Here is a 23,868-nt window from a genome sequence, read left to right as displayed (position 1 = left end):
CGGGGTCTCCAGGGGCAGCGGGTTAGGCGTTGGCACGCGCGGCGAGGACCTGGTCCAGCCAGTCTCGCCGCAGCTCGGGGACGGAGGCGACCAGGCGACCGGTGTAGTCGTGGAAAGGCGGCGTGAAGATCTCTTCCGTCGGCCCCTGCTCCACCACCCGCCCGCGCTGCATCACCGCGGTGCGGTCGGCCAGGCGGCGGACCACGCCGAGGTCATGGGTGATGAAGAGGTAGGCGACGCCCAACTCGTCCTGCAGCCGGCGCAGCAGGCGCAGGATCTCCTCCGCCACCAGCGGGTCGAGCGCCGAGGTCACCTCGTCGCAGATCATCAGGTCCGGCTTGGCCGCCAAGGCCCGAGCGATGCAGACGCGCTGCTTCTGCCCGCCCGACAGGGCGCCGGGCAGCCGGCCGGCAAAGTCGGGGGCGAGGCCGATCAGGCCGAGCAGGCGGCCGACCTCCTGCTTCCGCTCCCGCCCCTTGAGGCCGAAATAGAAGCCGAGCGGGCGGCCGATCGCCTCGCCCACCGTCTGGCGCGGGTTCAGGGCCACGTCGGGCAGCTGGTAGACCAGCTGGATCCGGCGCAGCAGGTCGCGGCTGCGGCTGGTGTAGGATTGCGGCAGCGCCTGTCCGTCGAGCCGCACCGAGCCGGCCGTCGGCGGCAGCAGGCCGGTGATCACCCGCGCCAGGGTCGACTTGCCGGAGCCGGATTCGCCGACCACCGCCAGCGTCTCGGCCCGGCGCAGGGAGAGCGAGACATCCGAAAGCACCGGCACCTTGTGATAGGCGGCGGAGATGCCGTCGACGGTGAGAAGCTCCGCGCCGCCCTCATGCCGGCGCGGCTCGCCGGCCAGGCTGGCCTGGCGCTCGCCGACCAGGCGGCGTGTGTAGTCCTCGCGCGGCGCCGCCAGCACCTGCTCCGTGGGCCCGAGCTCCACCGGCTTGCCGTGGCGCAGCACCTGGATCCGGTCGGCGATCTGCGCCACCACGGCGAGGTCGTGGGTGATGTAAAGGGCGGCGGTGCCGTAGCGCTGGATCAGCCGGCGCAGCAGGGCCAGCACCTCGATCTGGGTGGTGACGTCCAGCGCCGTGGTCGGCTCGTCCAGCACCAGGATGTCGGGCCGGCAAGACATCGCCATGGCGACCATGGCGCGCTGCAGCTGCCCGCCCGAGACCTGGTGCGGATAGCGGTCGCCGAAGCGCTCGGGGTCCGGCAGGTCGAGCGCGCGGAACAGCTCCAGCATCCAGGCGCGCGCTTCGGCCTGGCCCATCACCCGGTGATGGCGTGGCCCCTCCAGCACCTGGCGGCCGATGGTGAGTGCCGGATTGAACGCCGCCGCCGCGCTTTGCGCCACATAGGCGATGCGGGCGCCCCGCAGCCGGGCGCGGCTCGCCGAACTCTCTCCCGTCACTGTCTGGCCGCCGATCGCCACGGTGCCGCCGGCGATGCGGCAGCCGCCGCGGCCCCAGCCCATGGCGGCCAAGCCGATGGTCGACTTGCCGGCGCCGGATTCGCCGATCAGGCCCAGCACCTCGCCCTTCCTCAGGTCGAGGTCGATGCCGTGTACCAGGACCGTGCCGTCCGGCGCCTCGACCCTGAGGCCGCGGATGGTGAGGATGTCGCTCATCGTCCCTCTCCCTGCGGCCGGCTGCGGCCGGCCAGCAGCCAGTCGACCACCAGGTTGACGCCGATGGTCAGCAGCGCGATGGCCGCGGCCGGGTACAGCGGCGCGTAAAGGCCGTAGAGGATGCCCTGCTGGTTGTCCTTCACCATGCCGCCCCAATCGGCATAGGGCGGCTGGATGCCCAGGCCGAGGAAGGACAGGCCGGCGACGAACAGGAAGGTGAAGCAGAAGCGCATGCCGAACTCGGCGATCAGCGGCGCGGCCGCGTTCGGCAGGATCTCCCTGCGGATCAGCCACCAGGCGCCTTCGCCGCGCAGCCGCGCCGCCTCGGCATATTCCATGACGTTGATCCCCTGTCCCAGGATCCGGGCCAGGCGGAAGACGCGGGTCGAATCCAGCAGCGCGATGGTCACGATCAGCACCGGCAGCGAGGAGCCGAGCGCCTGCAGCACCACCAGGGCCGAGATCAGCACGGGGATGCACATGATGGTGTCGACCAGCCGCGACAGCACCGTGTCGACCCAGCCGCAGCGCAGGGCGGCGAGGAAGCCGAGCGGCAAGCCGACGGCGAAGGACAGCAGCGAGGCCGCCAGCGACACGCCGATCGACATCTGCGCGCCGTAGAGCAGGCGCGAGAGCATGTCGCGGCCGTTCTGGTCCAGGCCGAACCAGTTCAGCGCGGTGGCGGGGTCGAACGGGCCGCCGAGGATGTCCTCCTCGCCGAACGGGGCGAGCCACGGCCCGAACAGCAGCGCGGCGAGGTTGAGGGCGATGATCGCCAGGCCGATCCAGGCCGTGAGCGGGATGCGTCTCATGGGTCTACCGGGGGTGCCGCAGGCGCGGGTTCAGCGCGATGGCGGCGATGTCGGCGACCATGTTCAGGATGACGTAGGCGGCGCCGAACACCATGGCGCAGGCCTGCACCATCGGCAGGTCGCGCTTGGCCACCGCGTCGACCATGAACCGGCCGAGTCCGTTGTAGTTGAACACCGCCTCGACCAGCACCACGCCGGTGATCAGGTAGGCGATGTTGAAGGCGACGACGTTGACCACCGGGGCGGCCGCGTTCGGCAAAGCGTGGCGCAGCACCACCCGGCCGGTCAGCAGGCCCTTGAGATAGGCGGTCTCGACATAGGCCGAATCCATCACCGCCAGCACCGCCGTGCGGGTCATGCGCATGATCTGGGCGACGGTGACCAGCAGTAGGGTCAGCATCGGCAGCGTGGTCGCGTCCAGCCGCTCGGCGAAGCCCATGCCGGGATAGACGTCGGCCAGGCTGGGGAAGACCGGGTTCTGCACCGCCAGCACCAGGATCAGCACCAGACCGAGGAAGTATTCCGGCAGCGACACGGTGCCGAGCGCCAGGATGTTCACCGCCCGATCGAACACCCCGCCGCGGCGCACCGCGGTCAGGATGCCGAGGCCCACCGCCAGCGGCACGCCGATCACCGCGGCATAGGCGGCCAGGAACATGGTGTTCCAGAAGCGCGGCCATAGCAGGTCGGCCACCGGCTGCTGACTGGCGAGGGATTGGCCGAGATCGCCTTGGACGAAGCCCCACAGCCACTGGCCGTAGCGGAGCAGCGCCGGCTGCTCCAGCCCCAGGCTGTGACGCAGCTCGGCCAGCGCCTCCGGCGTCGCCGACTGGCCGAGGATGGCCGAGGCGACGTCGCCGGGCAGCAACTGGGTGCCGGCGAAGACCAGCACCGACACCAGCCACAGGGTGAAGACGCCCAGCCCGATCCGTTTGAGGATCAGCGGCGCCATCACGCCGCCAACCAGACGCGCTCCGCCAGCCGCCCGCCCATGAAGTTGAACATCGGGTGCGGGGTGACGCCCTGCACCTGGGTCGACACGCCGTCCAGATAGTCGCCGAACATCGGGATCATGGCGCCACCGTCGTTCGAGATCATCTCCTGCAGCGTCCAGTAGATCTCCTTGCGCTTGGCGTCATCCAGCAGCGCCCGCGCCTCCAGCAGCAGCTTGTCAAACTGCTCGCTCTTCCAATGGGTGTCGTTCCACTTGGCGTCGGAGGCATAGGCGATGGACAGCATCTGGTCCGCGGTCGGGCGGCCGCCCCAATAGGCCATGCAGAACGGCGCCTGCATCCACACCTTCTCCCAGTAGCCGTCCGGGGATTCGCGCTTGATCGAGACGTCGATCCCGGCCTTGGCCGCGGCGGTACGGAAGATGGCGGCGGCGTCGACCGCGCCGCCGAAGGCGGCGTCGGAGGCCGACAGCTCGACCTTCAGGTCCGACAGCCCGGCCTGCTGCAGATAGTGCTTCGCCTTGTCGGGATCGTAGGCGCGCTGCGGCAGCTCGCTGTTGAAGAAGCGGTCGGTGCGCGGGATCGGGTGGTCGTTGCCGAGCTGGCCATAGCCGCGCAGCGCCACCTTCAGCAGCTGCTCGCGGTCGATCGCGTGCTTGATCGCAAGGCGAACATTGACGTCGGAGAACGGCGCCTTGGTGCAGTCCATCAGGAACGTGAAGTGCTGGCCGCCGGCCGACTGCACGATCTGCAGCTTCGGGTTGCGCTTCAGCAGGTCGACCGTCTTGAAGTCCAGCCGGTTGATGGCGTGGACCTGGCCCGACATCAGCGCGTTGGTGCGGGCGGCGACGTCGTTGATGACGATCACCTCGACCGCATCGACATTGGCGCAGCCCGGCTTCCAGTAGTTCGGGTTGCGGGTGAAGCGCGAGCGCACGCCGGGCTCGTAGCTCTCATAAACGAAGGGGCCGGTGCCGACCGGCTTCGACCAGTCGGTGAAGCCTTCCGGCACCACCAGGAAGTGGTAGTCGGACAGGAGATACGGCAGGTCGGCGTTGCCGCCGGTCAGCTCGATCGCGATCTGGCGGTCGGAGAGCTTGCGGACGTCCTTGATCTGCTCGGCGATGGCGCGGGCGGCGGAGGTGGTCTCGCCGCGATGCAGGTTGATCGAGTAGATCACGTCCTCGACCGTCAGCGCCTTGCCGTTGTGGAAGGTCACGCCCTGGCGCAGGGTGAACACCCATTCGGCCGCGCCGGGCTTGGCCTCCCAGCTCTCCAGCAGCTCCGGCACCGCCTGGTTGTTCCGGTCGATCTCGACCAGCCCGTTCATCAGCATGAAAGCCTGGTTCAGCGGCACCCAGTCGGTCATCACCCGCGGGTCGAGCGTGTCGGTGGTGCTTCCGCCGCCCATGCCCAGCTTCAGCACGCCGCCCTTGCGCGGCGTCTCCTGGGCCAGGGCGCGGCCGAAGCCGCCCGATGCGGTCGCGAGGCCGAAGCCGGCGGCGCCCAGCAGCAGGCCGCGGCGCGTGGTTTCGAGTTGCGGGAAGTCCCTGCGTGTCATGACCGATCCCTGTTGTCCGGGTGGGTGGGCGTTCGAGGACGCCCGGTGCAGCAGCCGTTGCGTCGCGCTGCCTTGAGCGGCCGGACCCTAGTGGAAGACGGCAATAAGTCGGACATGATTTTTGGGCATGACCCCATGAGCAAGAATCGATGCCGCTTCGTCCGGCCGCCACCTATGCAGGGCGCCTTCGCTGCCCCGAGGTCGAATCGTGAGTCTGCCGGATGTGGTTGGCCTTGTCGGTGTTCTGGCCTATCTGCACGCCTACGCCCTGGCGCAGCTGCAGGTCCTCACGATCACGGATTGGCGCTACGCCTTGCTGAACATCGTCGGGGGCGTGCTGGTGATGTATTCGCTGCTGTGGAGCTTCAACCTGGCCTCCTTCGTGGCCCAGGCCTTCTGGATGCTGTTCACCATCATCGGCATGGTGAAGGCCCGGCGGATGCGGGCGCGGCCGGCGACGCCTAGCGCCTAGCCGGCGTTGCTGGCGACCAGCCAGTCCATGGCCTGGCGCACCACCCGGCGGACATGCCGGTCCAGCGGCCGCATCAGGTAGAACGACCCTTCCGAGCGCAAGTGGAAGCCATGCGCCGGCACCAGCGCGCCCGAGGCCAGCTGGTCGCGCAGCAGCCAGGTCCAGCCCAGCGCCGTGCCCAGGCCCTGCGACGCCGCCTGCACCGCCAGGGCGTAGGAGCCGAGCCGCCAGAACCTCGCCTTCGCGGGTATCGTCATGGACGCCGCGCCGAACCAGTGCGGCCAGTCCGTCCATTCGCGCAGCGAATCCTCGATCGCCAGCAGCGTCGGCGCCGGGTCGTCCTGCAGCCCCGGCCGGCCCGGCGCCGCGACCGGCACGACGTCCTCGGTGCCCAGCACATGCAGCGCCACGCCGGTCGGCCGTTCGCGCCGGTAGAAGATGGCGAGGTCGAACTCGTCGAGCCGCAGATGCTGGACGTCGTCGGTCACCCTGAGGCGCAGCTCGATCCCCGGCAGGGCGGCGTCCAGCGCCTGCAGCCGCGGCATCAGCCAGAGGTCAGCAATGCCGTGCGAGCAGGCCAAGGTCACTTGGCGCGGCCCGGCCGAGCCGCGGACGCCGTGCGTCACCGCCACCAGGTCGCCGAGGATGCGGCGGATCTCGGCGACATAGCTCTCGCCCAGCGGCGTCAGGCTGACGCCGGACGGGGTGCGCTGGAACAGCTTGCCGCCGATGAAGGCCTCGAGCTTCAGGATCTGGCGGCTGACCGCGCTCTGGGTCAGGCCCAGCTCGGCCCCGGCGCGGGAGAAATTGGCCAGCCGGGCCGCCGCCTCGAACACGACCAGGGCGTTGAGCGGCGGCAGGCCGAGATGGGAGGAAGCGGGCATTCACGCAGCCGAGGGGACACTGTCCGGACGCGGCGCAGCCTAGCGGGTCCGCGGCGCGGCACAAGCGGCAGCGGCAAGGACGATCGTCATCCGGGCGACAGCAGAACCGTCATCGAACTTGTCTAGACCTCTATACGAGCCTCGCCCGGAGAACCCGATGAGCACCAAGACCCTGGGCCCCGAGCCCCTGATCGACCCGACCGCCCGGGTCTCGTCCTGCCGTCTCGGCCTCTACACCGAGATCGGTGCCCATGCCGTGCTGAACGAGGTCGCGCTCGGCGACTACAGCTACCTGATGGACGGGTCGATGGCCTGGTGCGTCGAGATCGGCAGGTTCTGCTCGATCGCCGCCTACACCCGGCTGAACGCCCCCAACCACCCGACCTGGCGGGCGACCCAGCACCACTTCACCTACCGCTCCGCCGCCTATGGCCTGGCGGACACCGACGACACCGACTTCTTCGCCTGGCGCCGCGACCACCGGGTGGCGATCGGCCATGATGTCTGGATCGGCCACGGCGCCATCGTGCTGCCCGGTGTCACCGTCGGCACCGGGGCGGTGATCGGCGCCGGCGCCGTCGTGACCCGCGACGTGGCCCCCTACACCATCGTCGCCGGCAGCCCGGCCCGGCCGATCCGCCGCCGGGTGACCGAGGCGGTGGAGGCGCGCCTCATGGCCCTGGCCTGGTGGGACTGGCCGCATGACCGGCTGCGCGCGGCGCTGCAGGACTTCCGGACGCTCGACGCCGAGGAATTCTGCGCCCGGCACGAAAGCCGGGGCTGACGGCCGGCGACGGAACTGACCGCTTCGATAACCGGTTGTTGAAACGCCCGCAGTCGCAACCGGGAGGACCGGCCGATTCCGTCGATCATCGCCGCCGCCGCGCCGACGCTGCACGATCCGCAGGCCGAGGCGTTCTATGCCGAAGCGCTGCGCGAGCTGGCGGCGACCGGCCTGCCCTTCCTGCTGGCCGGAACCTACGCCGTCAGCGCCTATACCGGGATCTCGCGTCCGACCAAGGACCTCGACATCTTCTGCAAGGCCGGGGACAGCCCGCGCATCCTCGGGGTGTTCCACGACCTCGGCTATTCGGTCGAGATCGAGGACGAGCGCTGGCTGGGCAAAGTGCACAAGGGCCGGCACTTCTTCGACGTGATCTACGCCTCGTCGAACGGCACCATGCCGGTGAACGACCAGTGGTTCGAGCATGCCCGCGAGATCGAGGTCTTCGGCAGCCAAGTCCGGATCGTCGCGCCGACCGAGCTGATCTGGTCCAAGGCCTTCATCCAGATGCGCCACCGCTACGACGGCGCCGACGTCATCCATGTCATCCTGAAGCAGCACGACGAGATCGATTGGCAGCGTCTGCTCGGCTACATGGAGTTGCATTGGGAGATGCTGCTGGTCCATCTGCTCAACTTCCGCTGGGTCTATCCGACCGAGCGCGACCGGGTGCCGCGCTGGCTGATGGACGAGTTGATGGACCGGCTGCGCCATCAGCTCGACCTGCCGCCGCCGCAGATGAAGGTGTGCCGCGGCCGCATGCTGTCGCGGGTCGACTACGCCGCCGCGGTCGAGCAATGGGGCTTCGCCGATGTCGGCGGCGAGGGCGACTGGCGCGACGCGTGAGACGAGACAGGAGAACGGGACCGACTCATGGCGGAGAACGGAAAATTCACCGTCGCCGCGATCGGCGACATCCATGTCAAGGACCAGTCCGACCCGCTGCGCGAGATGTTCGGCGAGATCGCCCGGGCGGCCGACGCCCTGGTGCTGTGCGGCGACCTGACCGACACCGGCACGGTCCGGCAGGCGGAGCGGCTGGCCGAGGATCTGCACGCCTGCCCGATTCCCGTGATCGGCGTGCTGGGCAACCATGACTACGAATGCGGCGAGGTCGAGACGGTGCGGTCGATCCTGACGCAGGCCGGGCTGCGGCTGCTGGACGGCAGCGCGGTCGAGATCGATGGCGTCGGCTTCGTCGGGGTCAAGGGCTTCGCCGGCGGATTCGGCCGGCGGATGCTGGGCTCCTTCGGCGAGCCGGAGACCAAGGAGTTCGTCGCCGTGGCCGTGTCCGAGGCGATGCGGCTGGAGAACGCGATGCGGACGGTGAAGACACAGCGGGCGATGGTGGTGCTGCACTACGCCCCGATCTCCGAGACGATCGAGGGCGAGCCGCTGGAGATCTATCCCTTCCTGGGCTCCTCGCGCCTGGCGGAGACGATCGACCGCTTCACCGTCAGCGCGGTGGTTCACGGCCACGCCCATCGCGGCGTGTATCAGGGCCACACCCCCGCCGGGGCGCCGGTCTACAATGTCGCCTGGGCGATCGAGAAGCCGAGCGGCCGCCCCTATGCGTTGATCGAGCTGTGAGCGTGCCCAAACGGAAAGGGCCGCCCTGCGGCGGCCCCTGCCCGTCGATGCGGCGTCACCAAGTGCGGATGTCGCCGGTGTCGACGTGGACGAAATTCGACCGCGGGTAGTAGCCGACGCCGCCGGCCTGCAGCCCGATCGCGTTCCGGCGCAGGCTGGCCAGGCTCATATTCGGCATGAAGATGTCCGCCGCCTGGCCCTGGATGTGCAGGGAGTTGCGCGCGACGCCGCGGCTGCGGCGGGCCAGCATGGCGTTGGTGGCGCGGGAGCGATAGCCGCAGACGACATGGATCGGCTCGTCCGACCCACCCTTGCGCTGCAGCGAATACAGGATGTCGAGCAGCTTCGGGTCCATCCCCCGGACCTCGTCCGACCGCCAGTCGCGCAGGAAGTAATTGAACTTGGCCAGGACGTCCGGGTTGTACCAGCCGTCGGCCCAGTACTCTTCCTTGATTTCGACCAGATTGTGAGCGTCGTAGAGATGGAGCGTTCGTCGATTGGTGGCGGCAAGGGCTGAGAGTGGTGCGATTGGCGCGACGGCTGCGGCTGCAACAGCCCCGGCCGACATCCTCAGGAATTGCCGTCTCTGCATCGTTCCCGCTGCTCCTAACCTTCACTAACCGCGCATCCGGCATTTCTGACGCTTTACACGCCTATACTCGGCGCCGGGCGTTCGATGGCGTCCTTTGTGAAGCAGGGCGAAGCGGGAATCAACAGTTTCTTCTCAGCTTTACAAAGAAACGCTGTGGCATATCGGCAACATTGTGGTATATCTGTCGCATCTTTGGTGAAATGACAAGTAAAAAATCATAGAGTCTCAATATAGATTTTGCACCAATTCGAATTCATCAAGGAAAAATAGAAGCGGGCGACCGAAATTCGGTCGCCCGTCGGAGCAACGCTTGAATCGTACGAGGATTTCAGCGTGAAGATGCGAGTTGTTCGCGCCGGGTTTCACGGGCCTGAAGGGCTGCGATGACCTTGGCGTCGATGCCGTAGATATCGTCGCGGAACGCCACCTCGCCGGTCCGATCGATCCAGGCGGTCTGGGAGACGAGGTAGAGCGGCATCGGAGTCGGCAGGTTGATTCGAGTCGTCGGGGTCCAACTGCCCATCACCCGTTCCCGCCGGGCCGGCGACCAGTCGGGCGATCCTTCGAGCAGATAGTCCGCCAGCCAGATCGGATCCTGCAGCCGGACACAGCCATGCGACAGGGCGCGGTTGGCGCGCTTGAAGTAGCTCTTCGACGGCGTGTCGTGGAGATAGACGCTCCAGTTGTTCGCCATCATGAACTTGACCTTGCCGAGGGCGTTGCCCGGCCCCGGCTCCTGCCGGATGCGCAGCGACCGCATGGTGCCGGCACCGATGCCGTTCCAATCGACATAGTCGGCGCTCATCTCGCGCGAGCCGCTGCCCCAGCCGGAGAACAGCCGGTAGTTGCGGCTGGCAAGGTAGCCCGGATTGTTGCGCAGCCTCGGCAGGTACTCCTTGCTGGCGATCGACGGCGGCACTGTCCAGGTCGGGTTGAACTCGAGATAGGTCAGGGCGCTGTTGAACAGCGGCGTCTGGTTCTTGGCCTCGCCGACCACGACGTCCATGGTGCGCACCAGCTGGCCGTCGGCGACGACGTCCATGGTGAAGGCGGCGATGTTGACCATCAGGTAGTCGGGGCCGAGATCGTCCGGCAGCCAGCGCAGCCGCTCCATGCTGGCGACGATCTGGTTCATCCGCTCCGGCCCCTGCCGGTTCAGCATCGCCAGGGTGCCGCGGCCGAGGATGCCGTCCGGCTTCAGCCCGTGCTTGCCCTGGAACTGCTCGACCGCGGCCACCAGCTGCGGATCATAAATGCGGCTCTGGTCGGCGGGATCGCCGACGAATTCGCCGGTGGCGGCCAGACGGGCGCGCAGCACCGGCACGCGGTCGCTCTCCTGCCCCGGCCGCAGGCTCTCGCCCGGCGGGATGGTCGGCCAGCCGGCCTCGGCCAGCGTCTCATAGCCGCTGAGCGCGCCCTTCAGCTGCTGGTACAGCGCGTGCTTCGGCGCCAGATCGGCCAGGAACCGGTCGGGATCGGGCAGCATCGACACCGCGGTGGCCAAAGCCGCCCGGTCGACCGGCTTTGGAGTAATGTCGAAGGTCTTGTCGATCTCGCGCGGGACCAGACGGCCGGCATGCACGTCAACCCCGTACCGCATCACCGCGGCGCTGAGCAGGATCTCGGCAGCGACGACGTCGCCGGTGTCGGGGGAGCGGATCAGCTCCTTCAGCGAGTCGACATAGTAGTCGGACGGGACCAGCCCCTCCTCGCGCGCCTTGGCCAGGCGCGCCACGATCGGCCCGACGCGCGGGTCGAGCCGCCCGTCCATGTCGATCCAGAGTGGAAACCAGCCGCGGCCGGCGTAGAAGTCGCGCACCTCCCGCGCCTTCAGCACCACGCCGCCGACGGTGGCCGTGTCTGCATCGCCGATTGCCGCCTCGATCGCGGCCCGCGGGTCGGACAGTGAGCCCGACTCCAGCGACGCGGCCGCCGGCGTCAGCCCGGCCTGCACCGCGGCCGGCAGGGCCGCCGTGCCGAGCAGGAGGGACAGAAGCGGGACAACGAGGCGTCGCATCGGCAATCTCCAGCAATCCTAAGATACGTAGCGCGGCACCAGGCCTAGAGGAGTCCTTTTGCCGTGATGCGATCGTGAAAGTCACACAGCGTTGCCGCATAGCAACATAATCATTCAATTTTATCAATATACTCCTGACGGCCAATGGATGGCTTTGCCCTTCCCGCCCGCGGATCGCCCGCTTAGGGTACGCACCATGAACGCCGACACGCCCCCTTCCGTCATCGACGCCGCCAAGGGTCGCCATCCCTTGCGCTCGCTCGCCCCCTATCTCTGGCCGGCCGGCCAGCTGGAGATGCGGGCCCGGGTGGTGGCGGCGGTGCTGCTGCTGGTCGCCGCCAAGGTCGCCAGCGTCTACACCCCGATCTTCTACAAGGATGCGATCGACGCCCTGTCCGTGAAGGGCGGGCTGCCGCTGATCCTGCCGGTCGGCGTCATCCTGGCTTACGGCGCGGCCCGGGTGCTGAGCCTGGCCTTCGGCGAGCTGCGTGACGCCATCTTCTCCAAGGTGGCGCAGCGCGCCATCCGCCGCACCGGCCTCGCCACTTTCCAGCATCTGCACAGCCTGTCGCTGCGCTTCCACCTCGACCGCCAGACCGGCGGCCTGTCGCGGGCGATCGAGCGCGGCAACGCGGCGATCGACACGCTGCTGCGCTTCATGCTGTTCAACATCCTGCCGACGCTGGTCGAGATCCTGTTCGTCGTCGCCGTGCTGTGGTGGATCCTCGACCTGTGGTTCGCGCTGGTGACGCTGGCCACCGTCGTCCTCTACATCGCCTTCACCCTGTGGGTGACGGAATGGCGGACCAAATACCGCCGGCAGATGAACGAGACCGACCAGGAAGCCAACACCAAGGCGATCGACAGCCTGCTGAACTTCGAGACGGTCAAGTATTTCGGCAACGAGGACCACGAGGCACGGCGCTACGAGGCATCGCTGATCCGCTACGAGCGGGCGGCGGTGCGCAGCCAGGTGTCGCTGTCGCTGCTGAACATCGGGCAAGCCGCGATCATCGCCGCCGGCCTGACCGCGGTGATGTGGATGGCGGCCGCCGGCATCGTCCAGGGCCGGCTGACGGTCGGCGACTTCGTGCTGGCCAACACCTATCTGATCCAGCTGTACCTGCCGCTGAACTTCTTCGGCTTCGTCTATCGCGAGGTGAAGCAGGCGCTGGTCGACATCGAGAAGATGTTCTCGCTGCTCGGGGTGCCGCCGGAGGTGGTGGACGCGCCGGGGGCCCAACCCCTCCTGGTCCAGGGCGGCACGGTCAGCTTCACCGATGTCGAGTTCGGCTACGACCCGCGGCGGCCGATCCTGAAGGGCGTGACCTTCGCCGTGCCGGCCGGGCACACCGTCGCCATCGTCGGGCCGACCGGGGCCGGCAAGTCGACCATCAGCCGCCTTCTGTTCCGCTTCTACGACGTGACCGCCGGGTCGGTGCGGATCGACGGGCAGGACATCCGCGACATCACGCAATCCAGCCTGCGCGCCGCCATCGGCATCGTCCCGCAGGACACGGTGTTGTTCAACGACACCATCCGCTACAACATTGCTTATGGCCGGCCGGGGGCGAGCGACGACGAGGTGGTGGCGGCGGCACAGATGGCGCGCATCCACGATTTCGTGCTGCGCCTGCCCGACGGCTACGACACCAAGGTCGGCGAGCGCGGGCTGAAGCTGTCGGGCGGCGAGAAGCAGCGCGTGGCGATCGCCCGCACCATCCTGAAGGACCCGGCGATCCTGCTGTTCGACGAGGCGACCTCGGCGCTCGACACCAACACCGAGCGTGAGATCCAGGCCAATCTGCGCGAGGTCAGCCGGGGCAAGACCACGCTGGTGATCGCGCACCGCCTGTCGACCGTGATCGACGCCGACGAGATCATCGTCCTGGCCGACGGCCGCATCGCCGAGCGCGGCAGCCACGCCCAGCTGCTGGCCGAGGACGGCCGCTATGCCGAGATGTGGCGCCGGCAGCAGGAGGCGGCGGAGCGCGGCGAGCTGGCGGCGCCGGAGCGGCCGAACCGCGACCCGGAGGTGGTCGCGGCGTCATGACCGTGCAGCGGCGGCAGGAGCCCGGCGCATCCTCTTCGCCGACCGGCCGGCGATGCGGGCACGCAAATGTGGCGATGTTCTCCTCTGGCTGGCGCGACGGCTTCTACGCCTCCTATTTCGGCCTGGACGAGACCGGCCGCGTGGTCGCGCTGGTTACCGATTTCGGCGTGGTGGAATGGCGCGCCGGGAAATAGAATCGGCGAACCTGCCCGGCACAGGTGGGACGTGCGGCATCGGGAGGGGGATCATGGACATCGGAAACAGCCTTCTGGGCTGGGTCAGGCGCGTCCCACCGCTGGTGGGGCTGCTTCTCGTCGCGGCTTGCGCCACCGCCCGCACCGACAACGGGCAGATACCGCCATCGGCCATGATCGGTAGTGCCTTCGAGGCCGGAGCCAAGGCCCGCGTCATCGCCGACGGGAAGCCCGTCGAGTTTTCCACTGTCTCGCCCGGCGATATCGAGATCCCCAGCGGCCGCATCGTGGTCTGCGACCCGTTCGCGTGCGACCCCGGCATTCCCTTTACCAAAGCCGTCCCTACGGGCCGCTTTCCGGTGCAGCTTGCGGTCGCCAGGGCACCCTCCGGCGAGCAGCAGGTGGCCTATGCCCGAATCCTTTTCTCGGCCCGGCCGGCGGTGCGTTGGGAGATGGCCTTGCCGCCCGGCGAATCCATCGACGGCTCGCAGACGAACTACGCCTTCGGCTTTCCGGTCGAGAGCGGCACCGGCAGTTTCATGGATGCCACCGTCCAGGAGCCATATCTCGCGGCAGCCGCCGACCCGAATACGAAACGCCAGCTGATCGCCGCCCTGAACGAGCACCAGACGAGCGGCGCGACCTGGCTGGTCCGGCCTTTCGGGCCGGGCACGGTCGCGATGTTCTCGACCGGCTTCGGCGACGGCTACTACATCTCCTATTTCGGCCTGGATGATGCCGGCCGGATCGTGTCCCTGACCACGGATCTCGGGGTGATCGAACGGCCGCGTTCCTGATACGGATTTGTGGCCCCTACCGCCTCGGGGCCATCGCGCCCGCCAGGCTCTCGCGCATCGGCGCCGGCGCACTGGCTCCGGACGCCGGGCTGCGCACGAACACCCAGGGGATGGCGTTGACCACGCCCATCGTGGCGATGCTGAGGCCCTGCGCCTTGACCAGATAGTTGGGGAACCGGGACGAGCTGCCGGCCGGAGACATCCCGGAGCGGCTGGAGGGCATCGCCGCGGCCGGGCACGACCTTGCGCCGAGCGAGACGGCGCCCGGCCTGACCGATATGAGCGCGCCCGTCCTCGATTCCTCGGGGCTGGCCGTCGCCGCGCTGACCCTGCCCTTCCTGCCGCAGCGCGGGAACACGGTCTCGCCCGGGGAGGCGCTGGCCGCGCTGCGCGACGCCGACGCACGGATCACGGAGCAGATCGGCGGCCTGGCCGACTGAGGTGTCGCAGCTATCCGGCCGCGGCGGCCAGTTGCCGCGCGGCCCGCAGCAGGCCGGCATTGTCCGCCGCCCGTTCGCCGGACGGCAGGTGGGCGCCGTCCTCCAGCCCGATGCGGCTGTCGAGGCCGCGGGCCAGGGCCATGCGGTAGATCGGCCATTTGGTGGCCTCGTAGCCGTGCAGCAGGCGCGGCAGCGCGATGCCGGCCCGGTCCAGGACCGCCAGGATGCCTTCGGCCACGGCCCGCGCCTCGGCCTCGTCCTGCTCGTTGATCTCGATCAGCACCCGCAGGCAGCGCCCCGTCTCGGGCAGGCGGACGAGGCGTTCGGCATCGGCAACCGACCAGACCCCGGCCTCGATGCCGACGCCCTTGGACAAGGCGAGGCCGATCACCTCCGGCGCGTCTTCCTCGACCAGGTTGACGGAGACGTAGTCGGGCAGGATCTCCCAGCCGCGGATGTCCGCCTGCCGGGCCCGGCCGCCCGGGCGGATCGGCCACCGGGTCGAGACGCCGATCGGGATGCCGGGCACCCGGCCGCGCACGGCCAGCAGCGCCCCGCCGATATCGTCCGGCGCCAGGCTCTCCGCCCCGTCGGCGCTGCGCGGATGGATGTGCAACTCCTCCGCCCCCGCCCGCACCGCGGCCTCGGCGTCACGCGCCAGCTCCTCCGGCGTATACGGCGTCGCCGGATGAAACGACTTGGTGCGGCTTCCGTTCAGACAGCCCTGCAGCATCGGCCCCTCTCGCTTCGGCTGCGCGATCCTGACGATGTTGCCGGCAGCGATCAACGGGACGGAATCGGGATCAGCTTTCGCCCGTCTGCTTCGCCTTGGCCAGCCGCGCACTTTCCCGCTTCAGCGGTCGGCCGACCGGGCAGACCTCCTGGACGAAGCCGTTCAGCGTGTTGGCCAGGTTGTCCTGCAGCAGCCGGTAATAGATGTACTGGCCGCGCTTCTCCCCGACGATCAGCCCGGCGGCTTCGAGCACGCTGAGATGCTGCGAGATCGACGGTTTCGACATCTCGAAGCGCGACGCGATCTCGCCCGCGCTCAGCTCCGCATGGGCGAGATAGGCCAGGATCTTGCGGCGGGGGGCCGAGGCCAGGGCTTCGAAGACGCGCTGCATGACTCATCCTGCCGGCCGGACCGGCGAGTTATTTAGGCATTTAACTAACCATTGACAGATCCGCCGTCGCATAGTTAGGTAAATACCTAAATACAGAACCTCGCCGCACGGCGCAACCCTGCAGGAGGATCCGATGGCTTGCGTCTCCACCGCCCGGATGATCGCCGATCCCGGGACAAGCGCCGTGCACGGCCGGGTGCAATGGGCCCCGGCGCGGTCGCTGTGGACCGGCGGCATGACCGCCGCAGCGCTCGGCCTCGCCCCCTTCGCCAGCAGTTGGGGCGCCGTGGCGCTGTTCGTCGCCACCACCGCCGTCACCATCTGCGCCGGCCATTCCGTCGGCATGCACCGGCTGCTGATCCATCGCAGCTTCTCGGCGCCGCTGTGGCTCGAGCATGTGCTGGTCTATCTCGGCACGCTGGTCGGCATGGCCGGGCCGATCGGCATGATGCGGCTGCACGACACCCGCGACTGGGCGCAGCGCCAGGCGGAGTGCCACGACCTGCACGCCCATCGGGCCGGGATGCTGCGCGACGCCTGGTGGCAGATGCACTGCCGGCTGGTGCTCGACCGCCCGCCCCTTTTCGCGCCGGAGACACGGGTGCTGCGGGACCGCTTCTACCGGGTCCTGGAGCGCAGCTGGATGCTGCAGCAGCTGCCCTGGGCCCTGCTGTTCTGGAGCCTCGGCGGCCTGCCCTGGCTGGTCTGGGGCGTGCCGATGCGAGTGGCGGTGTCGCTGACCGGGCACTGGCTGGGCGGCCCTTTCGCCCCTCGCCGGGGCGACCAGGGGTGGCGGGTCGAGGGCGTGGCGGTGCAGGGCTACAACATCCGCTGGTGCAGCCTCGTCACCTTCGGCGAGTCCTGGCACGGCAACCACCACGCCTTCCCGGACTCGGCGCGCCTGGGCGTCGAGCGCGGCCAGGCCGATCCCGGCTGGTGGCTGCTGCGTGGGCTGGAGCGACTCGGCCTGGTCCGGGATTTGAAGCAGCCCGCCGACCTGCCGCCACGGCCAGGGCTACGGCGGGTGGAGCCGGTACAGGCAGCGATCTGAGCAGATCTCACGATGGGAGGAAGGTCATGCCGTTCGCCTGGATTGGGGCCACTCTTCTCGGTGCGGCCGGTACGGCGGTCTCGGCGCCGCGGGGAGCGCTGGTCTTCTGGCTGACGCTGCGCTGGGCGGGCGCCCTGGATGATCCGTCCTCCGAATAGGCACGCCCGGCCAAATCGCCTAGCCTTCCCGACGCAGAATCAGCGCGAGGGATTGCGGGTGACGGCGGAGACGGTCGAGGGCATGGCGACGCAGATCCGGGGCGGCGACCGCCGGGCCCTGGCCCGCGCCATCACCCTGGTCGAATCCCGCCGCGCCGATCATCGCGAGCGCGCCGAGGCGCTCTTGGAGGCTCTGGCGCCCGCCGCCGGCGGCGCCGTGCGCATCGGCATCTCCGGCCCGCCCGGTGTCGGCAAGTCGACCTTCATCGAGGCCTTCGGCCTGCACCTGACCGGCCGGGGCCATCGCGTTGCGGTGCTGGCGGTGGACCCGTCCTCGCAGCGTTCCGGCGGCTCGATCCTCGGCGACAAGACGCGGATGGAGCTGCTGACCCGCGACCCCGCCGCCTTCATCCGCCCCTCCCCGGCCGGCGCCACGCTGGGCGGGGTGGCGCGACGGACGCGCGAGACCCTGCTGCTGTGCGAGGCCGCCGGCTACGACGTGGTGATCGTCGAGACCGTCGGCGTCGGCCAGTCCGAGACCGCGGTGGCGCAGATGGTCGACGTGTTCCTGCTGCTGCTGCTGCCCGGCGCCGGCGACGAGCTACAGGGCATCAAGCGCGGCATCGTCGAGGTCGCCGACATCCTGGTGGTGAACAAGGCCGACGGCGACCAGAAGGGCGCCGCCAACCACGCGGCCGCCGAATACCGCCACGCTTTGGCCCTGCTGCGCGGCACCGGCGGCTGGACCCCGCCGGTGCTGCAATGCTCGGCGCTGGAGAACCGTGGCATCGACACGGTGTGGGACACGATCGACAAGTTCCGCGCGCAGATGGGCGAGGCCCTGGCCGAGCGCCGCGCCGAGCAGGCCCGCACCTGGCTGTGGCGCGAGCTGGGCGACGGCCTGCTGGACGCGCTGCGCGGTCACCCCGCGGTGGCCGAGGCGCTGCCCGGGCTGGAGGCTGAGGTCGCCGCCGGCCGCCTGCTGCCCACCGCCGCGGCGCGACGGCTGCTGGAGCGGTTCCTGACGGGATGAACGAAGCCCGTGCCGGCCAGGTCTCTCGAAAGGGACCCGGCCGGCGCCGGGTTCAGGCCTTCTTCGTCGCCGAGGCCGCGGCGCCCTTCTTCAGGGCGGCGTCCTTCTTCGGCTTCTTGGCTTCCTTCGGCTTGCGCATTTGACCCTTGGCCATGGCATGCCTCCTTCGCTCGTGGGCGCACACATCATAGCGAAACGCCACGGATCGTCATAAAAATTCAATATCGGCCGGCGGCACGAGAGATCCCGTCCCCGGTCGCCGGATGCGCTATCCTCTCCCCTCGCAACAGGGAGGCGGCGATGACCAGCTACGATGCGATCATCATCGGCACGGGCCAGGCCGGGCCGGCGCTGGCGGACCGGCTGAGCCGGGCCGGGCAGCGTGTCGCCATCATCGAGCGCGCGCGGTTCGGCGGCACCTGCGTCAACACCGGCTGCATCCCGACCAAGACCATGGTCGCCAGCGCCTATGCCGCCCGGATGGCGCAGCGCGCCGCCGAATTCGGCGGCGTCCTGCCCGGCCCGCCGCGGGTCGACATGAAGCAGGTCAAGGCGCGCAAGGACGCCGTCTCCGGCAAATCTCGCGTCGGGGTCGAGAGCTGGGTGCGCGGGATGGAGAACTGCACCGTGATCCAGGGCCACGCCCGGCTGACCGGGCCGCGCAGCGTCCAGGTCGGCGACGAGACCCTGACCGCCGACCGGATCTTCCTGAATGTCGGCGGCCGGGCCGCGGTGCCGCCGATGCCGGGGATCAGGGACGTGCCGTTCCTGACCAACAGCACGATGATGGACCTGGACACGCTGCCGGAGCATCTGGTGATCGTCGGCGGGTCGTATATCGGGCTGGAGTTCGGCCAGATGTTCCGCCGCTTCGGGTCCCGGGTGACGGTGATCGAGATGGGTCCGAGGCTGATCGGCCGTGAGGACGAGGACGTCTCCGATACCATCGCCGGCTTCCTGGAGAAGGAAGGCATCGTCCTCCGCACCAACGCCACATGCCTGAGCGTGGCGCGGCAGGGCGACGGCGTGGCGGTGACGGTCGACTGCACCGCCGGCGCGCCGGTGGTCGAAGGGTCGCATCTGCTGCTGGCGGTCGGGCGCCGGCCGAACACCCACGATCTGGGGCTGGAGGCCGCGGGCGTCACCACCGACGAGCGCGGCTACATCACCGTCGACGACACGCTGCAGACCAGCGTCCCCGGCATCTGGGCGCTGGGAGACTGCAACGGCCGCGGCGCCTTCACCCACACCGCCTACAACGATTTCGAGATCGTCGCCGCCAACCTGCTGGACGGCGACAACCGCCGCGTCAGCGACCGGATCCCGGCCTATGCCCTCTACACCGACCCGCCGCTGGGCCGCGCCGGCATGACCGAGGCAGAGGCGCGCCGCTCCGGCCGCCGCATCCTGGTCGCCAAGCGGCCGATGACCCGGGTCGGCCGGGCCGTCGAGAAGGGCGAGACCGAGGGCTTCATGAAGGTCGTGGTCGATGCCGGCACGCGGCAGATCCTGGGCGCCGCCATCCTCGGCACCGGCGGCGACGAGGTGGTGCACGGACTCTTGGACCTGATGACCGCCAAGGCGCCCTGCGACGTGCTGCAGCGGTCGATGCCGATCCACCCCACCGTCTCCGAGCTGCTGCCGACCCTGCTCGGCTCACTGGAGCCTGCCTCATGAGCGGGCGCGACCGGGTCGAGGCCGAGGTGCTGCGGGTGCTGGGCGCCGCGGCCGGCCGCGCTGTCGCGCCGGAGGACCGGCTGCTGGAGGATCTCGGGCTCGGCCCCGCGGACGTGACGCGGCTGGCCTGGGACATCGAGCAGGGGCTGGGCGCGGAGATCCCGCGCGACGACCTGGCCTCGGTCTTCACCGTCCGCTCGCTGATCGATCTGGTCGACCAGCATTACGACCCGGCGACGGCCGACCCGAAGCACGGGTGGCACATGTGACCGGCGCCGCCCGGCAACCGGCGCCCGCCCTCGCCTTCCATCCGGTCGACGCGGCGCGCTGGCCCGATTTCGAGCGGCTGTTCGAAAGCCGCGGCGGGCCGAAATGGTGCTGGTGCATGGCCTGGCGCGCGACGCCGCAGGAGGTCGGGCTCGATAGCGCCGGCCGCAAGGCGGCGCTGCATGCGCGGGTGCGGGCCGGCGTGCCGATCGGCATCCTGGGCTATTGCGACGGCGAGCCGGTGGCCTGGTGCTCGATCGCCCCGCGCGAGAGCTATCGTCCGCTCGGCGGCCCCGAGGACGGAGAGCGGGTCTGGTCCCTCGCCTGCATGTTCGTGCCCCGCCCGCTGCGCGGCCAGGGCTTGGCCGACCGGCTGATCGCGGCGGCGGTGGAGCATGCGCGGGCCCAGGGCGCCACGGTGGTCGAGGCGTATCCGGTCGATCCGGACTCGCCCAGCTACCGCTTCATGGGCTTCGTCCGGGCCTTCGCCCGGGCCGGCTTCACCGAGATCGGCCGGGCCGGCAGCCGGCGGCATGTCATGCGGCTGAGGGTGTCGGGTTAGCGGCTTCCGTCAGGCCGATGGCGGATGCGGTCAAATCCGCGGGCTCTCCGACCCTAGAGTGGGACAAAACCAGGGGGAGAGCGCGATGCGATCGACGATGCTGGCCGCCATGGCCGTCCTGGCGCTCTCCGGCCCTCCCGTTCTCGCCGCCGACCCGGCGCCGACGGTGCCGGCTTCGGATCTCGCCGATCTGCAGACTGCCTTCGATCCGATGGGACCGGCGGTGCAGGCGCTGACGCTGCCGGACGGCCGTGTGGTGCATTACATCGACGAGGGCGAGCCCGGCTGGCGGCCGGTGCTCTATGTCAGCGGCACCGGCACCAGCGCCCGGGCCTTCGGCATGACAGAATATCTGCGCAGCCTGCGCACCAAGCTGAAGCTCCGCTTCATCAGCGTCGAGCGCAACGGCTTTGGCGACACCGAGTTCCGGCCGGGCTGGACCACCAAGGACTATGCGATGGAGGTCCGCGCCGTGCTGCACCATCTCGGCATCCGGCAGGCCGCCGCCCTGGCGATCTCCGGCGGCGGGCCGTATCTGGCTGAGATCGCGGCAGAGATGCCGGACCGGCTGATCTCGCTGCACTTCCTGGCCGCGACCTCCGGCTTCGGGCCGGAGCGCAAGCCCTGCAAGATGTCAGACGCGGAGCTGGCCGAGACGATGAAGGTGGCGCAGAACCCGGAGGCTTGGTGGGCCTATCCGGAGACCAGCCCGACCCGCAGGATCCCGGGCTTCGCCGACCGGGCCTATGAAGAGGGCGCGCGCACCTATTTCATCCGCGGCCAGATGGGCGACCTGCGCGGCCAGGTGGCCGAATACCGCCGCTACTGCACCGGGCCGAAGGCCGATGTCTCGAAGGTCCAGGTGCCGGCCTATGTCTATCACGGCACCGCCGACGCATCGGTCCCGCTCGACCAGGCGCAGTACTGGCAGTCGCAGTTCCCGAACCTGCGCAAGGCCCGGATCTATGAGGGCGAAGGCCATGACGTGCAGTACCGGCACTGGGACCAGCTGCTGCTGGACGTGGCCGGCCATGCCGAGCTGACCGTGCTGTGCGCCGACGGCAAGTCGCAGGCGGTGCCTGAGGCGGACGCCCGGGCGCTGCTGGCGAAGGGCGCAACGCTGGGCATCTGCGCTTGGAACTGAGCGCCTGGTTGCGGGTAGACTGGAAACCGGATCCCGCAGCGAAGGATGCGCGCCATGGCCGCCACGCCCCCGCCCCTCGAGCTCGACCTGCCGGCCCCCGATTTCCGCCTGCCCGCCACCGACGGCCGGACCTATTCGCTGGACGACGTCGCCGGGCCGCGCGGCACGGTGATCGTCTTCATCTGCAACCACTGCCCCTATGTGAAGGCGGTGATCGACCGGCTGGTGGACGACGCCATGACGCTGCTGTCCGAGGGCATCGGCGTCGCCGCGATCTGCTCCAACGACGCCGCCGCCTATCCGGAGGACAGCTTCGAGAAGATGAAGGCCTTCGACGAGGCGCACGACCTGCCCTTCCCCTATCTGCACGACGAGGACCAGTCGGTGGCGCGGGCCTATGGCGCCGTCTGCACCCCGGACTATTTCGGCTATGACTCGCACCGGCGGCTGAAATATCGCGGCCGGCTGGACGAGGGCCGGACCACACCGCCCCCGCCGCATGCGCGGCGCGAGCTGGTCGAGGCGATGCTCCAGGTCGCCGAGACCGGCCAGGCGCCTGCCGGCCAGGTGCCGTCGATGGGATGCTCGATCAAGTGGAGGGCGGTCTGATACCGGCGAGCCCCCAAAATCGTCATTGCGAGCGCAGCGAAGCAATCCAGGGCCGCTCGCACCGGCCCCTGGATTGCTTCGTCGGCCCGCCTCCTCGCAATGACGGTTCTTTCCCAGGAGAGGGAAGAGCCCGATCACGAATTCGCCGATATAAGCCTCAGCCCTGACCATAGAGGTCGGCAATCACCTGGAAGGCCTGTTTCGGCACCCAGTCCCCGGCGCCGGCCCGGTCTACCCGGACGAGGCCGTAGCCGGCCATGTCGAGGTCACGGCGCGGGTCCGGCGAATGCGGCGCACCGGTGTCGATGAACTGGTAGACGAAGGCGCCGGTAATGCCTTCGGCCCGGCGAGAGGCCTCAGCGCCCCGGGAACGCCGCCTCATACTGCTCCGGCTTGAAGCCCACCAGCAGCGTGCCGCCGGTGTCGAGCACCGGACGCTTGATCATCGAGGGCTGGTCGAGCATCAGCCCGATCGCCCCGGCTTCGGTCAGCCCTTCGCGAGCGGCGTCGGGCAGCTTGCGGAAGGTGGTGCCGGCCCGGTTCAGTAGCACCTCCCAGCCGGCCTTGCGCGCCCAGCCTTCGAGCGTGGCGCGGTCGATCCCGACCGCCTTGTAGTCGTGGAAGGCATAGGCGACGCCGCGCTGGTCGAGCCAGGCCCGCGCCTTCTTCATCGTGTCGCAGTTCTTGATGCCGTAGATCGTGACCGCCTTCGCCATGTCGCTTCCGCTCTCGTGCTGAGTCTGCCGGACGGGCCCGACCATAGGGGCTGCGGATACGGCCGTCACCCTTGCAGCGGCCAACGGCCGAGGATCAGGTAGCGGCTTTCGCCATGGAGGCTGTGGACGAGCGCGAAATCGCGCACCGGGATGGTGATCGGCGCGTCGAGGATCGCCTCGGGAACGACCTTCCGGTCGTACAGGATCGTCATGTGCAGCCCGGAAGGCGAACCGGGGCGGCGCCGGTGCGGGCCGGCGGCCTCCATTGCCGGACCGAAAGCCTCGCAGAGGTCGAGGAGCGCTGCGCTGCCCTCGGCGCAGCGGAGCACGACCGGCCGGGCCTCCGTGCCCGCCCCGAAGCTCGTCACCCGATCGAACGTCACCTCGAACCGCGGCAGCTCGATCGTCCAGGCGGCGCGCATCGCCCGGTCGACCGACGCGAAGGGCGGAGGCTGGTACCAGCCGACGAACTGCAGCGAGATGTGCAGGACCTCCGGCGGCCGCGGCCGCCCCCGCAAGCCTAGATCGAGCCGCAGGGCCTCCGCACGCGCCCGGATCATGGCGGCGTCGGCCGGCGACGGGAGGATCGCGAAGAAGATCCGGTCCGGCGATATCGAGGGCGTCGGCGGCAGCCCCAGATCCAGCGAGAGCTGCCTGGGATCGCGGCGCGACGCTCTGGAACTGCCTTTCGATGCCACTCGGGATGGTCCGCTCCGCGACAAGTGCACCGAGCCTACACCTTGCCGGGCTTGCC

The 23,868-nt window shown here is 69.4% G+C and carries 28 protein-coding genes; 16 read left to right on the top strand and 12 right to left on the bottom strand.

Annotation, left to right across the window (positions count from 1 at the left end; genetic code table 11):
* Window positions 1-22: 22 nt before the first annotated feature.
* Genes LG391_RS01210 through LG391_RS01195 form a run of 4 tightly spaced genes read right to left on the bottom strand, consistent with a single transcriptional unit; the run spans window position 23 to window position 4,950 of the window.
* Complete coding sequence (locus LG391_RS01210) at window positions 23-1,624, bottom strand: ABC transporter ATP-binding protein (RefSeq protein WP_225765049.1); 1,602 nt, start codon at window positions 1,622-1,624, stop codon at window positions 23-25.
* Window positions 1,621-2,436: an ABC transporter permease gene (locus LG391_RS01205; RefSeq protein WP_225765029.1), complete on the bottom strand. Its 816-nt coding sequence runs from the start codon at window positions 2,434-2,436 to the stop codon at window positions 1,621-1,623. Before LG391_RS01205 ends, LG391_RS01210 begins: the two co-directional genes overlap by 4 nt.
* A 4-nt stretch (window positions 2,437-2,440) precedes the next feature.
* Entirely contained in the window at window positions 2,441-3,388 is a 948-nt protein-coding gene (locus tag LG391_RS01200; RefSeq protein ID WP_225765027.1) for an ABC transporter permease, read from the bottom strand.
* Window positions 3,388-4,950, bottom strand: a complete 1,563-nt coding sequence (locus tag LG391_RS01195) for an ABC transporter substrate-binding protein (RefSeq protein ID WP_225765025.1) — start codon at window positions 4,948-4,950, stop codon at window positions 3,388-3,390. Before LG391_RS01195 ends, LG391_RS01200 begins: the two co-directional genes overlap by 1 nt.
* 208 nt (window positions 4,951-5,158) lie before the next feature.
* On the opposite strand from LG391_RS01195, the gene LG391_RS01190 reads away from it, so the two are divergent.
* Window positions 5,159-5,422: a hypothetical protein gene (locus LG391_RS01190; RefSeq protein WP_225765023.1), complete on the top strand. Its 264-nt coding sequence runs from the start codon at window positions 5,159-5,161 to the stop codon at window positions 5,420-5,422.
* On the opposite strand, the gene LG391_RS01185 is transcribed toward LG391_RS01190, so the two are convergent.
* Complete coding sequence (locus tag LG391_RS01185) at window positions 5,419-6,306, bottom strand: LysR substrate-binding domain-containing protein (protein WP_225765021.1); 888 nt, start codon at window positions 6,304-6,306, stop codon at window positions 5,419-5,421. The two genes, LG391_RS01190 and LG391_RS01185, sit on opposite strands and share 4 nt — an antisense overlap.
* Before the next feature lie 157 nt (window positions 6,307-6,463).
* Between LG391_RS01185 and LG391_RS01180 the strand changes: the two genes are divergently transcribed.
* The 3 genes from LG391_RS01180 (at window position 6,464) to LG391_RS01170 (ending at window position 8,680) form a co-directional block, all read left to right on the top strand.
* Complete coding sequence (locus LG391_RS01180) at window positions 6,464-7,090, top strand: DapH/DapD/GlmU-related protein (RefSeq protein ID WP_225765019.1); 627 nt, start codon at window positions 6,464-6,466, stop codon at window positions 7,088-7,090.
* 75 nt (window positions 7,091-7,165) lie between these two features.
* Window positions 7,166-7,936: a nucleotidyltransferase family protein gene (locus tag LG391_RS01175; RefSeq protein ID WP_308013033.1), complete on the top strand. Its 771-nt coding sequence runs from the start codon at window positions 7,166-7,168 to the stop codon at window positions 7,934-7,936.
* A gap of 27 nt (window positions 7,937-7,963) precedes the next feature.
* On the top strand, window positions 7,964-8,680 hold the full coding sequence (locus LG391_RS01170; RefSeq protein WP_225765017.1) for a metallophosphoesterase: 717 nt from the start codon (window positions 7,964-7,966) through the stop codon (window positions 8,678-8,680).
* Window positions 8,681-8,735: 55 nt separating this feature from the next.
* Here the strand turns inward: LG391_RS01170 and LG391_RS01165 are convergent, their stop codons facing one another.
* Together LG391_RS01165 and LG391_RS01160 are read right to left on the bottom strand one after the other, a co-directional pair.
* Complete coding sequence (locus LG391_RS01165) at window positions 8,736-9,272, bottom strand: DUF882 domain-containing protein (protein ID WP_225765007.1); 537 nt, start codon at window positions 9,270-9,272, stop codon at window positions 8,736-8,738.
* A 328-nt stretch (window positions 9,273-9,600) separates the two neighbouring features.
* Window positions 9,601-11,289 carry a murein L,D-transpeptidase gene (locus LG391_RS01160; RefSeq protein WP_225765005.1) on the bottom strand — a complete coding sequence of 563 codons (1,689 nt, stop codon included), beginning with the start codon at window positions 11,287-11,289 and terminating at the stop codon, window positions 9,601-9,603.
* A gap of 196 nt (window positions 11,290-11,485) precedes the next feature.
* Between LG391_RS01160 and LG391_RS01155 the strand changes: the two genes are divergently transcribed.
* The 4 genes from LG391_RS01155 (at window position 11,486) to LG391_RS01140 (ending at window position 14,773) form a co-directional block, all read left to right on the top strand.
* Window positions 11,486-13,342 (top strand): ABC transporter ATP-binding protein/permease, encoded by a 1,857-nt coding sequence (locus tag LG391_RS01155; RefSeq protein ID WP_225764996.1) that lies wholly within the window; start codon window positions 11,486-11,488, stop codon window positions 13,340-13,342.
* Window positions 13,339-13,536: a DUF4241 domain-containing protein gene (locus tag LG391_RS01150; RefSeq protein ID WP_225764994.1), complete on the top strand. Its 198-nt coding sequence runs from the start codon at window positions 13,339-13,341 to the stop codon at window positions 13,534-13,536. The genes LG391_RS01155 and LG391_RS01150 overlap by 4 nt, the downstream gene beginning before the upstream one ends.
* A gap of 53 nt (window positions 13,537-13,589) precedes the next feature.
* Window positions 13,590-14,333, top strand: coding sequence for a DUF4241 domain-containing protein (locus LG391_RS01145; RefSeq protein ID WP_225764983.1), 744 nt, complete (start codon window positions 13,590-13,592; stop codon window positions 14,331-14,333).
* A 167-nt stretch (window positions 14,334-14,500) separates the two neighbouring features.
* Window positions 14,501-14,773 carry a hypothetical protein gene (locus LG391_RS01140; RefSeq protein WP_225764982.1) on the top strand — a complete coding sequence of 91 codons (273 nt, stop codon included), beginning with the start codon at window positions 14,501-14,503 and terminating at the stop codon, window positions 14,771-14,773.
* A gap of 10 nt (window positions 14,774-14,783) precedes the next feature.
* Here LG391_RS01140 and LG391_RS01135 read toward each other — a convergent pair whose 3' ends face one another.
* Both LG391_RS01135 and LG391_RS01130 read right to left on the bottom strand, forming a co-directional pair.
* The gene (locus LG391_RS01135) at window positions 14,784-15,506 is read right to left on the bottom strand and encodes a 3-keto-5-aminohexanoate cleavage protein (RefSeq protein WP_225764970.1); all 723 of its coding nucleotides are present in this window, start codon (window positions 15,504-15,506) and stop codon (window positions 14,784-14,786) included.
* 70 nt (window positions 15,507-15,576) lie between these two features.
* On the bottom strand, window positions 15,577-15,897 hold the full coding sequence (locus tag LG391_RS01130) for a metalloregulator ArsR/SmtB family transcription factor (protein WP_225764959.1): 321 nt from the start codon (window positions 15,895-15,897) through the stop codon (window positions 15,577-15,579).
* 133 nt (window positions 15,898-16,030) lie between these two features.
* On the opposite strand from LG391_RS01130, the gene LG391_RS01125 reads away from it, so the two are divergent.
* The 8 genes from LG391_RS01125 to LG391_RS01095 all read left to right on the top strand — a co-directional run bounded on the left by LG391_RS01125 (window position 16,031) and on the right by LG391_RS01095 (window position 22,398).
* Window positions 16,031-16,948: an acyl-CoA desaturase gene (locus LG391_RS01125; RefSeq protein ID WP_225764957.1), complete on the top strand. Its 918-nt coding sequence runs from the start codon at window positions 16,031-16,033 to the stop codon at window positions 16,946-16,948.
* Between the two features lie 26 nt (window positions 16,949-16,974).
* Window positions 16,975-17,106, top strand: coding sequence for a hypothetical protein (locus tag LG391_RS34645; protein WP_255646351.1), 132 nt, complete (start codon window positions 16,975-16,977; stop codon window positions 17,104-17,106).
* 58 nt (window positions 17,107-17,164) lie between these two features.
* On the top strand, window positions 17,165-18,139 hold the full coding sequence (gene meaB, locus LG391_RS01120; protein ID WP_225764955.1) for a methylmalonyl Co-A mutase-associated GTPase MeaB: 975 nt from the start codon (window positions 17,165-17,167) through the stop codon (window positions 18,137-18,139).
* A gap of 300 nt (window positions 18,140-18,439) precedes the next feature.
* Window positions 18,440-19,816 carry an FAD-containing oxidoreductase gene (locus LG391_RS01115; protein ID WP_225764953.1) on the top strand — a complete coding sequence of 459 codons (1,377 nt, stop codon included), beginning with the start codon at window positions 18,440-18,442 and terminating at the stop codon, window positions 19,814-19,816.
* Window positions 19,813-20,085, top strand: a complete 273-nt coding sequence (locus tag LG391_RS01110; protein ID WP_225764941.1) for an acyl carrier protein — start codon at window positions 19,813-19,815, stop codon at window positions 20,083-20,085. Before LG391_RS01115 ends, LG391_RS01110 begins: the two co-directional genes overlap by 4 nt.
* On the top strand, window positions 20,073-20,645 hold the full coding sequence (locus LG391_RS01105; protein WP_225764930.1) for a GNAT family N-acetyltransferase: 573 nt from the start codon (window positions 20,073-20,075) through the stop codon (window positions 20,643-20,645). Before LG391_RS01110 ends, LG391_RS01105 begins: the two co-directional genes overlap by 13 nt.
* Window positions 20,646-20,730: 85 nt before the next feature.
* Window positions 20,731-21,789 carry an alpha/beta fold hydrolase gene (locus LG391_RS01100; protein ID WP_225764928.1) on the top strand — a complete coding sequence of 353 codons (1,059 nt, stop codon included), beginning with the start codon at window positions 20,731-20,733 and terminating at the stop codon, window positions 21,787-21,789.
* Window positions 21,790-21,843: 54 nt separating this feature from the next.
* Entirely contained in the window at window positions 21,844-22,398 is a 555-nt protein-coding gene (locus LG391_RS01095; protein WP_225764918.1) for a thioredoxin family protein, read from the top strand.
* 157 nt (window positions 22,399-22,555) lie between these two features.
* On the opposite strand, the gene LG391_RS01090 is transcribed toward LG391_RS01095, so the two are convergent.
* The 3 genes from LG391_RS01090 to LG391_RS01080 all read right to left on the bottom strand — a co-directional run bounded on the left by LG391_RS01090 (window position 22,556) and on the right by LG391_RS01080 (window position 23,836).
* On the bottom strand, window positions 22,556-22,780 hold the full coding sequence (locus tag LG391_RS01090; protein ID WP_225764916.1) for a hypothetical protein: 225 nt from the start codon (window positions 22,778-22,780) through the stop codon (window positions 22,556-22,558).
* The gene (locus LG391_RS01085; protein ID WP_225764915.1) at window positions 22,755-23,114 is read right to left on the bottom strand and encodes an ArsC family reductase; all 360 of its coding nucleotides are present in this window, start codon (window positions 23,112-23,114) and stop codon (window positions 22,755-22,757) included. Before LG391_RS01085 ends, LG391_RS01090 begins: the two co-directional genes overlap by 26 nt.
* A 65-nt stretch (window positions 23,115-23,179) precedes the next feature.
* On the bottom strand, window positions 23,180-23,836 hold the full coding sequence (locus LG391_RS01080; protein WP_225764913.1) for a 2'-5' RNA ligase family protein: 657 nt from the start codon (window positions 23,834-23,836) through the stop codon (window positions 23,180-23,182).
* Window positions 23,837-23,868: the final 32 nt, after the last annotated feature.

The organism is Inquilinus sp. Marseille-Q2685, assembly GCF_916619195.1.
In the GTDB taxonomy this organism is placed as follows: domain Bacteria; phylum Pseudomonadota; class Alphaproteobacteria; order DSM-16000; family Inquilinaceae; genus Inquilinus.
The sequence above is the reverse complement of the archived record's forward strand: the minus strand, read 5'-3'. Positions and strand labels throughout refer to the sequence as shown.

What these genes read in the sequence shown, in the direction of transcription:
- LG391_RS01210 (WP_225765049.1), bottom strand. Translation starts at nt 1,624, where the DNA reads ATGAGCGACATCCTCACCATCCGCGGCCTCAGGGTCGAGGCGCCGGAC.
- LG391_RS01205 (WP_225765029.1), bottom strand. Translation starts at nt 2,436, where the DNA reads ATGAGACGCATCCCGCTCACGGCCTGGATCGGCCTGGCGATCATCGCC.
- LG391_RS01200 (WP_225765027.1), bottom strand. Translation starts at nt 3,388, where the DNA reads ATGGCGCCGCTGATCCTCAAACGGATCGGGCTGGGCGTCTTCACCCTG.
- LG391_RS01195 (WP_225765025.1), bottom strand. Translation starts at nt 4,950, where the DNA reads ATGACACGCAGGGACTTCCCGCAACTCGAAACCACGCGCCGCGGCCTG.
- LG391_RS01185 (WP_225765021.1), bottom strand. Translation starts at nt 6,306, where the DNA reads ATGCCCGCTTCCTCCCATCTCGGCCTGCCGCCGCTCAACGCCCTGGTC.
- LG391_RS01180 (WP_225765019.1), top strand. Translation starts at nt 6,464, where the DNA reads ATGAGCACCAAGACCCTGGGCCCCGAGCCCCTGATCGACCCGACCGCC.
- LG391_RS01170 (WP_225765017.1), top strand. Translation starts at nt 7,964, where the DNA reads ATGGCGGAGAACGGAAAATTCACCGTCGCCGCGATCGGCGACATCCAT.
- LG391_RS01165 (WP_225765007.1), bottom strand. Translation starts at nt 9,272, where the DNA reads ATGCAGAGACGGCAATTCCTGAGGATGTCGGCCGGGGCTGTTGCAGCC.
- LG391_RS01160 (WP_225765005.1), bottom strand. Translation starts at nt 11,289, where the DNA reads ATGCGACGCCTCGTTGTCCCGCTTCTGTCCCTCCTGCTCGGCACGGCG.
- LG391_RS01155 (WP_225764996.1), top strand. Translation starts at nt 11,486, where the DNA reads ATGAACGCCGACACGCCCCCTTCCGTCATCGACGCCGCCAAGGGTCGC.
- LG391_RS01150 (WP_225764994.1), top strand. Translation starts at nt 13,339, where the DNA reads ATGACCGTGCAGCGGCGGCAGGAGCCCGGCGCATCCTCTTCGCCGACC.
- LG391_RS01145 (WP_225764983.1), top strand. Translation starts at nt 13,590, where the DNA reads ATGGACATCGGAAACAGCCTTCTGGGCTGGGTCAGGCGCGTCCCACCG.
- LG391_RS01135 (WP_225764970.1), bottom strand. Translation starts at nt 15,506, where the DNA reads ATGCTGCAGGGCTGTCTGAACGGAAGCCGCACCAAGTCGTTTCATCCG.
- LG391_RS01130 (WP_225764959.1), bottom strand. Translation starts at nt 15,897, where the DNA reads ATGCAGCGCGTCTTCGAAGCCCTGGCCTCGGCCCCCCGCCGCAAGATC.
- LG391_RS01125 (WP_225764957.1), top strand. Translation starts at nt 16,031, where the DNA reads ATGGCTTGCGTCTCCACCGCCCGGATGATCGCCGATCCCGGGACAAGC.
- LG391_RS34645 (WP_255646351.1), top strand. Translation starts at nt 16,975, where the DNA reads ATGCCGTTCGCCTGGATTGGGGCCACTCTTCTCGGTGCGGCCGGTACG.
- LG391_RS01115 (WP_225764953.1), top strand. Translation starts at nt 18,440, where the DNA reads ATGACCAGCTACGATGCGATCATCATCGGCACGGGCCAGGCCGGGCCG.
- LG391_RS01110 (WP_225764941.1), top strand. Translation starts at nt 19,813, where the DNA reads ATGAGCGGGCGCGACCGGGTCGAGGCCGAGGTGCTGCGGGTGCTGGGC.
- LG391_RS01100 (WP_225764928.1), top strand. Translation starts at nt 20,731, where the DNA reads ATGCGATCGACGATGCTGGCCGCCATGGCCGTCCTGGCGCTCTCCGGC.
- LG391_RS01095 (WP_225764918.1), top strand. Translation starts at nt 21,844, where the DNA reads ATGGCCGCCACGCCCCCGCCCCTCGAGCTCGACCTGCCGGCCCCCGAT.
- LG391_RS01090 (WP_225764916.1), bottom strand. Translation starts at nt 22,780, where the DNA reads ATGAGGCGGCGTTCCCGGGGCGCTGAGGCCTCTCGCCGGGCCGAAGGC.
- LG391_RS01085 (WP_225764915.1), bottom strand. Translation starts at nt 23,114, where the DNA reads ATGGCGAAGGCGGTCACGATCTACGGCATCAAGAACTGCGACACGATG.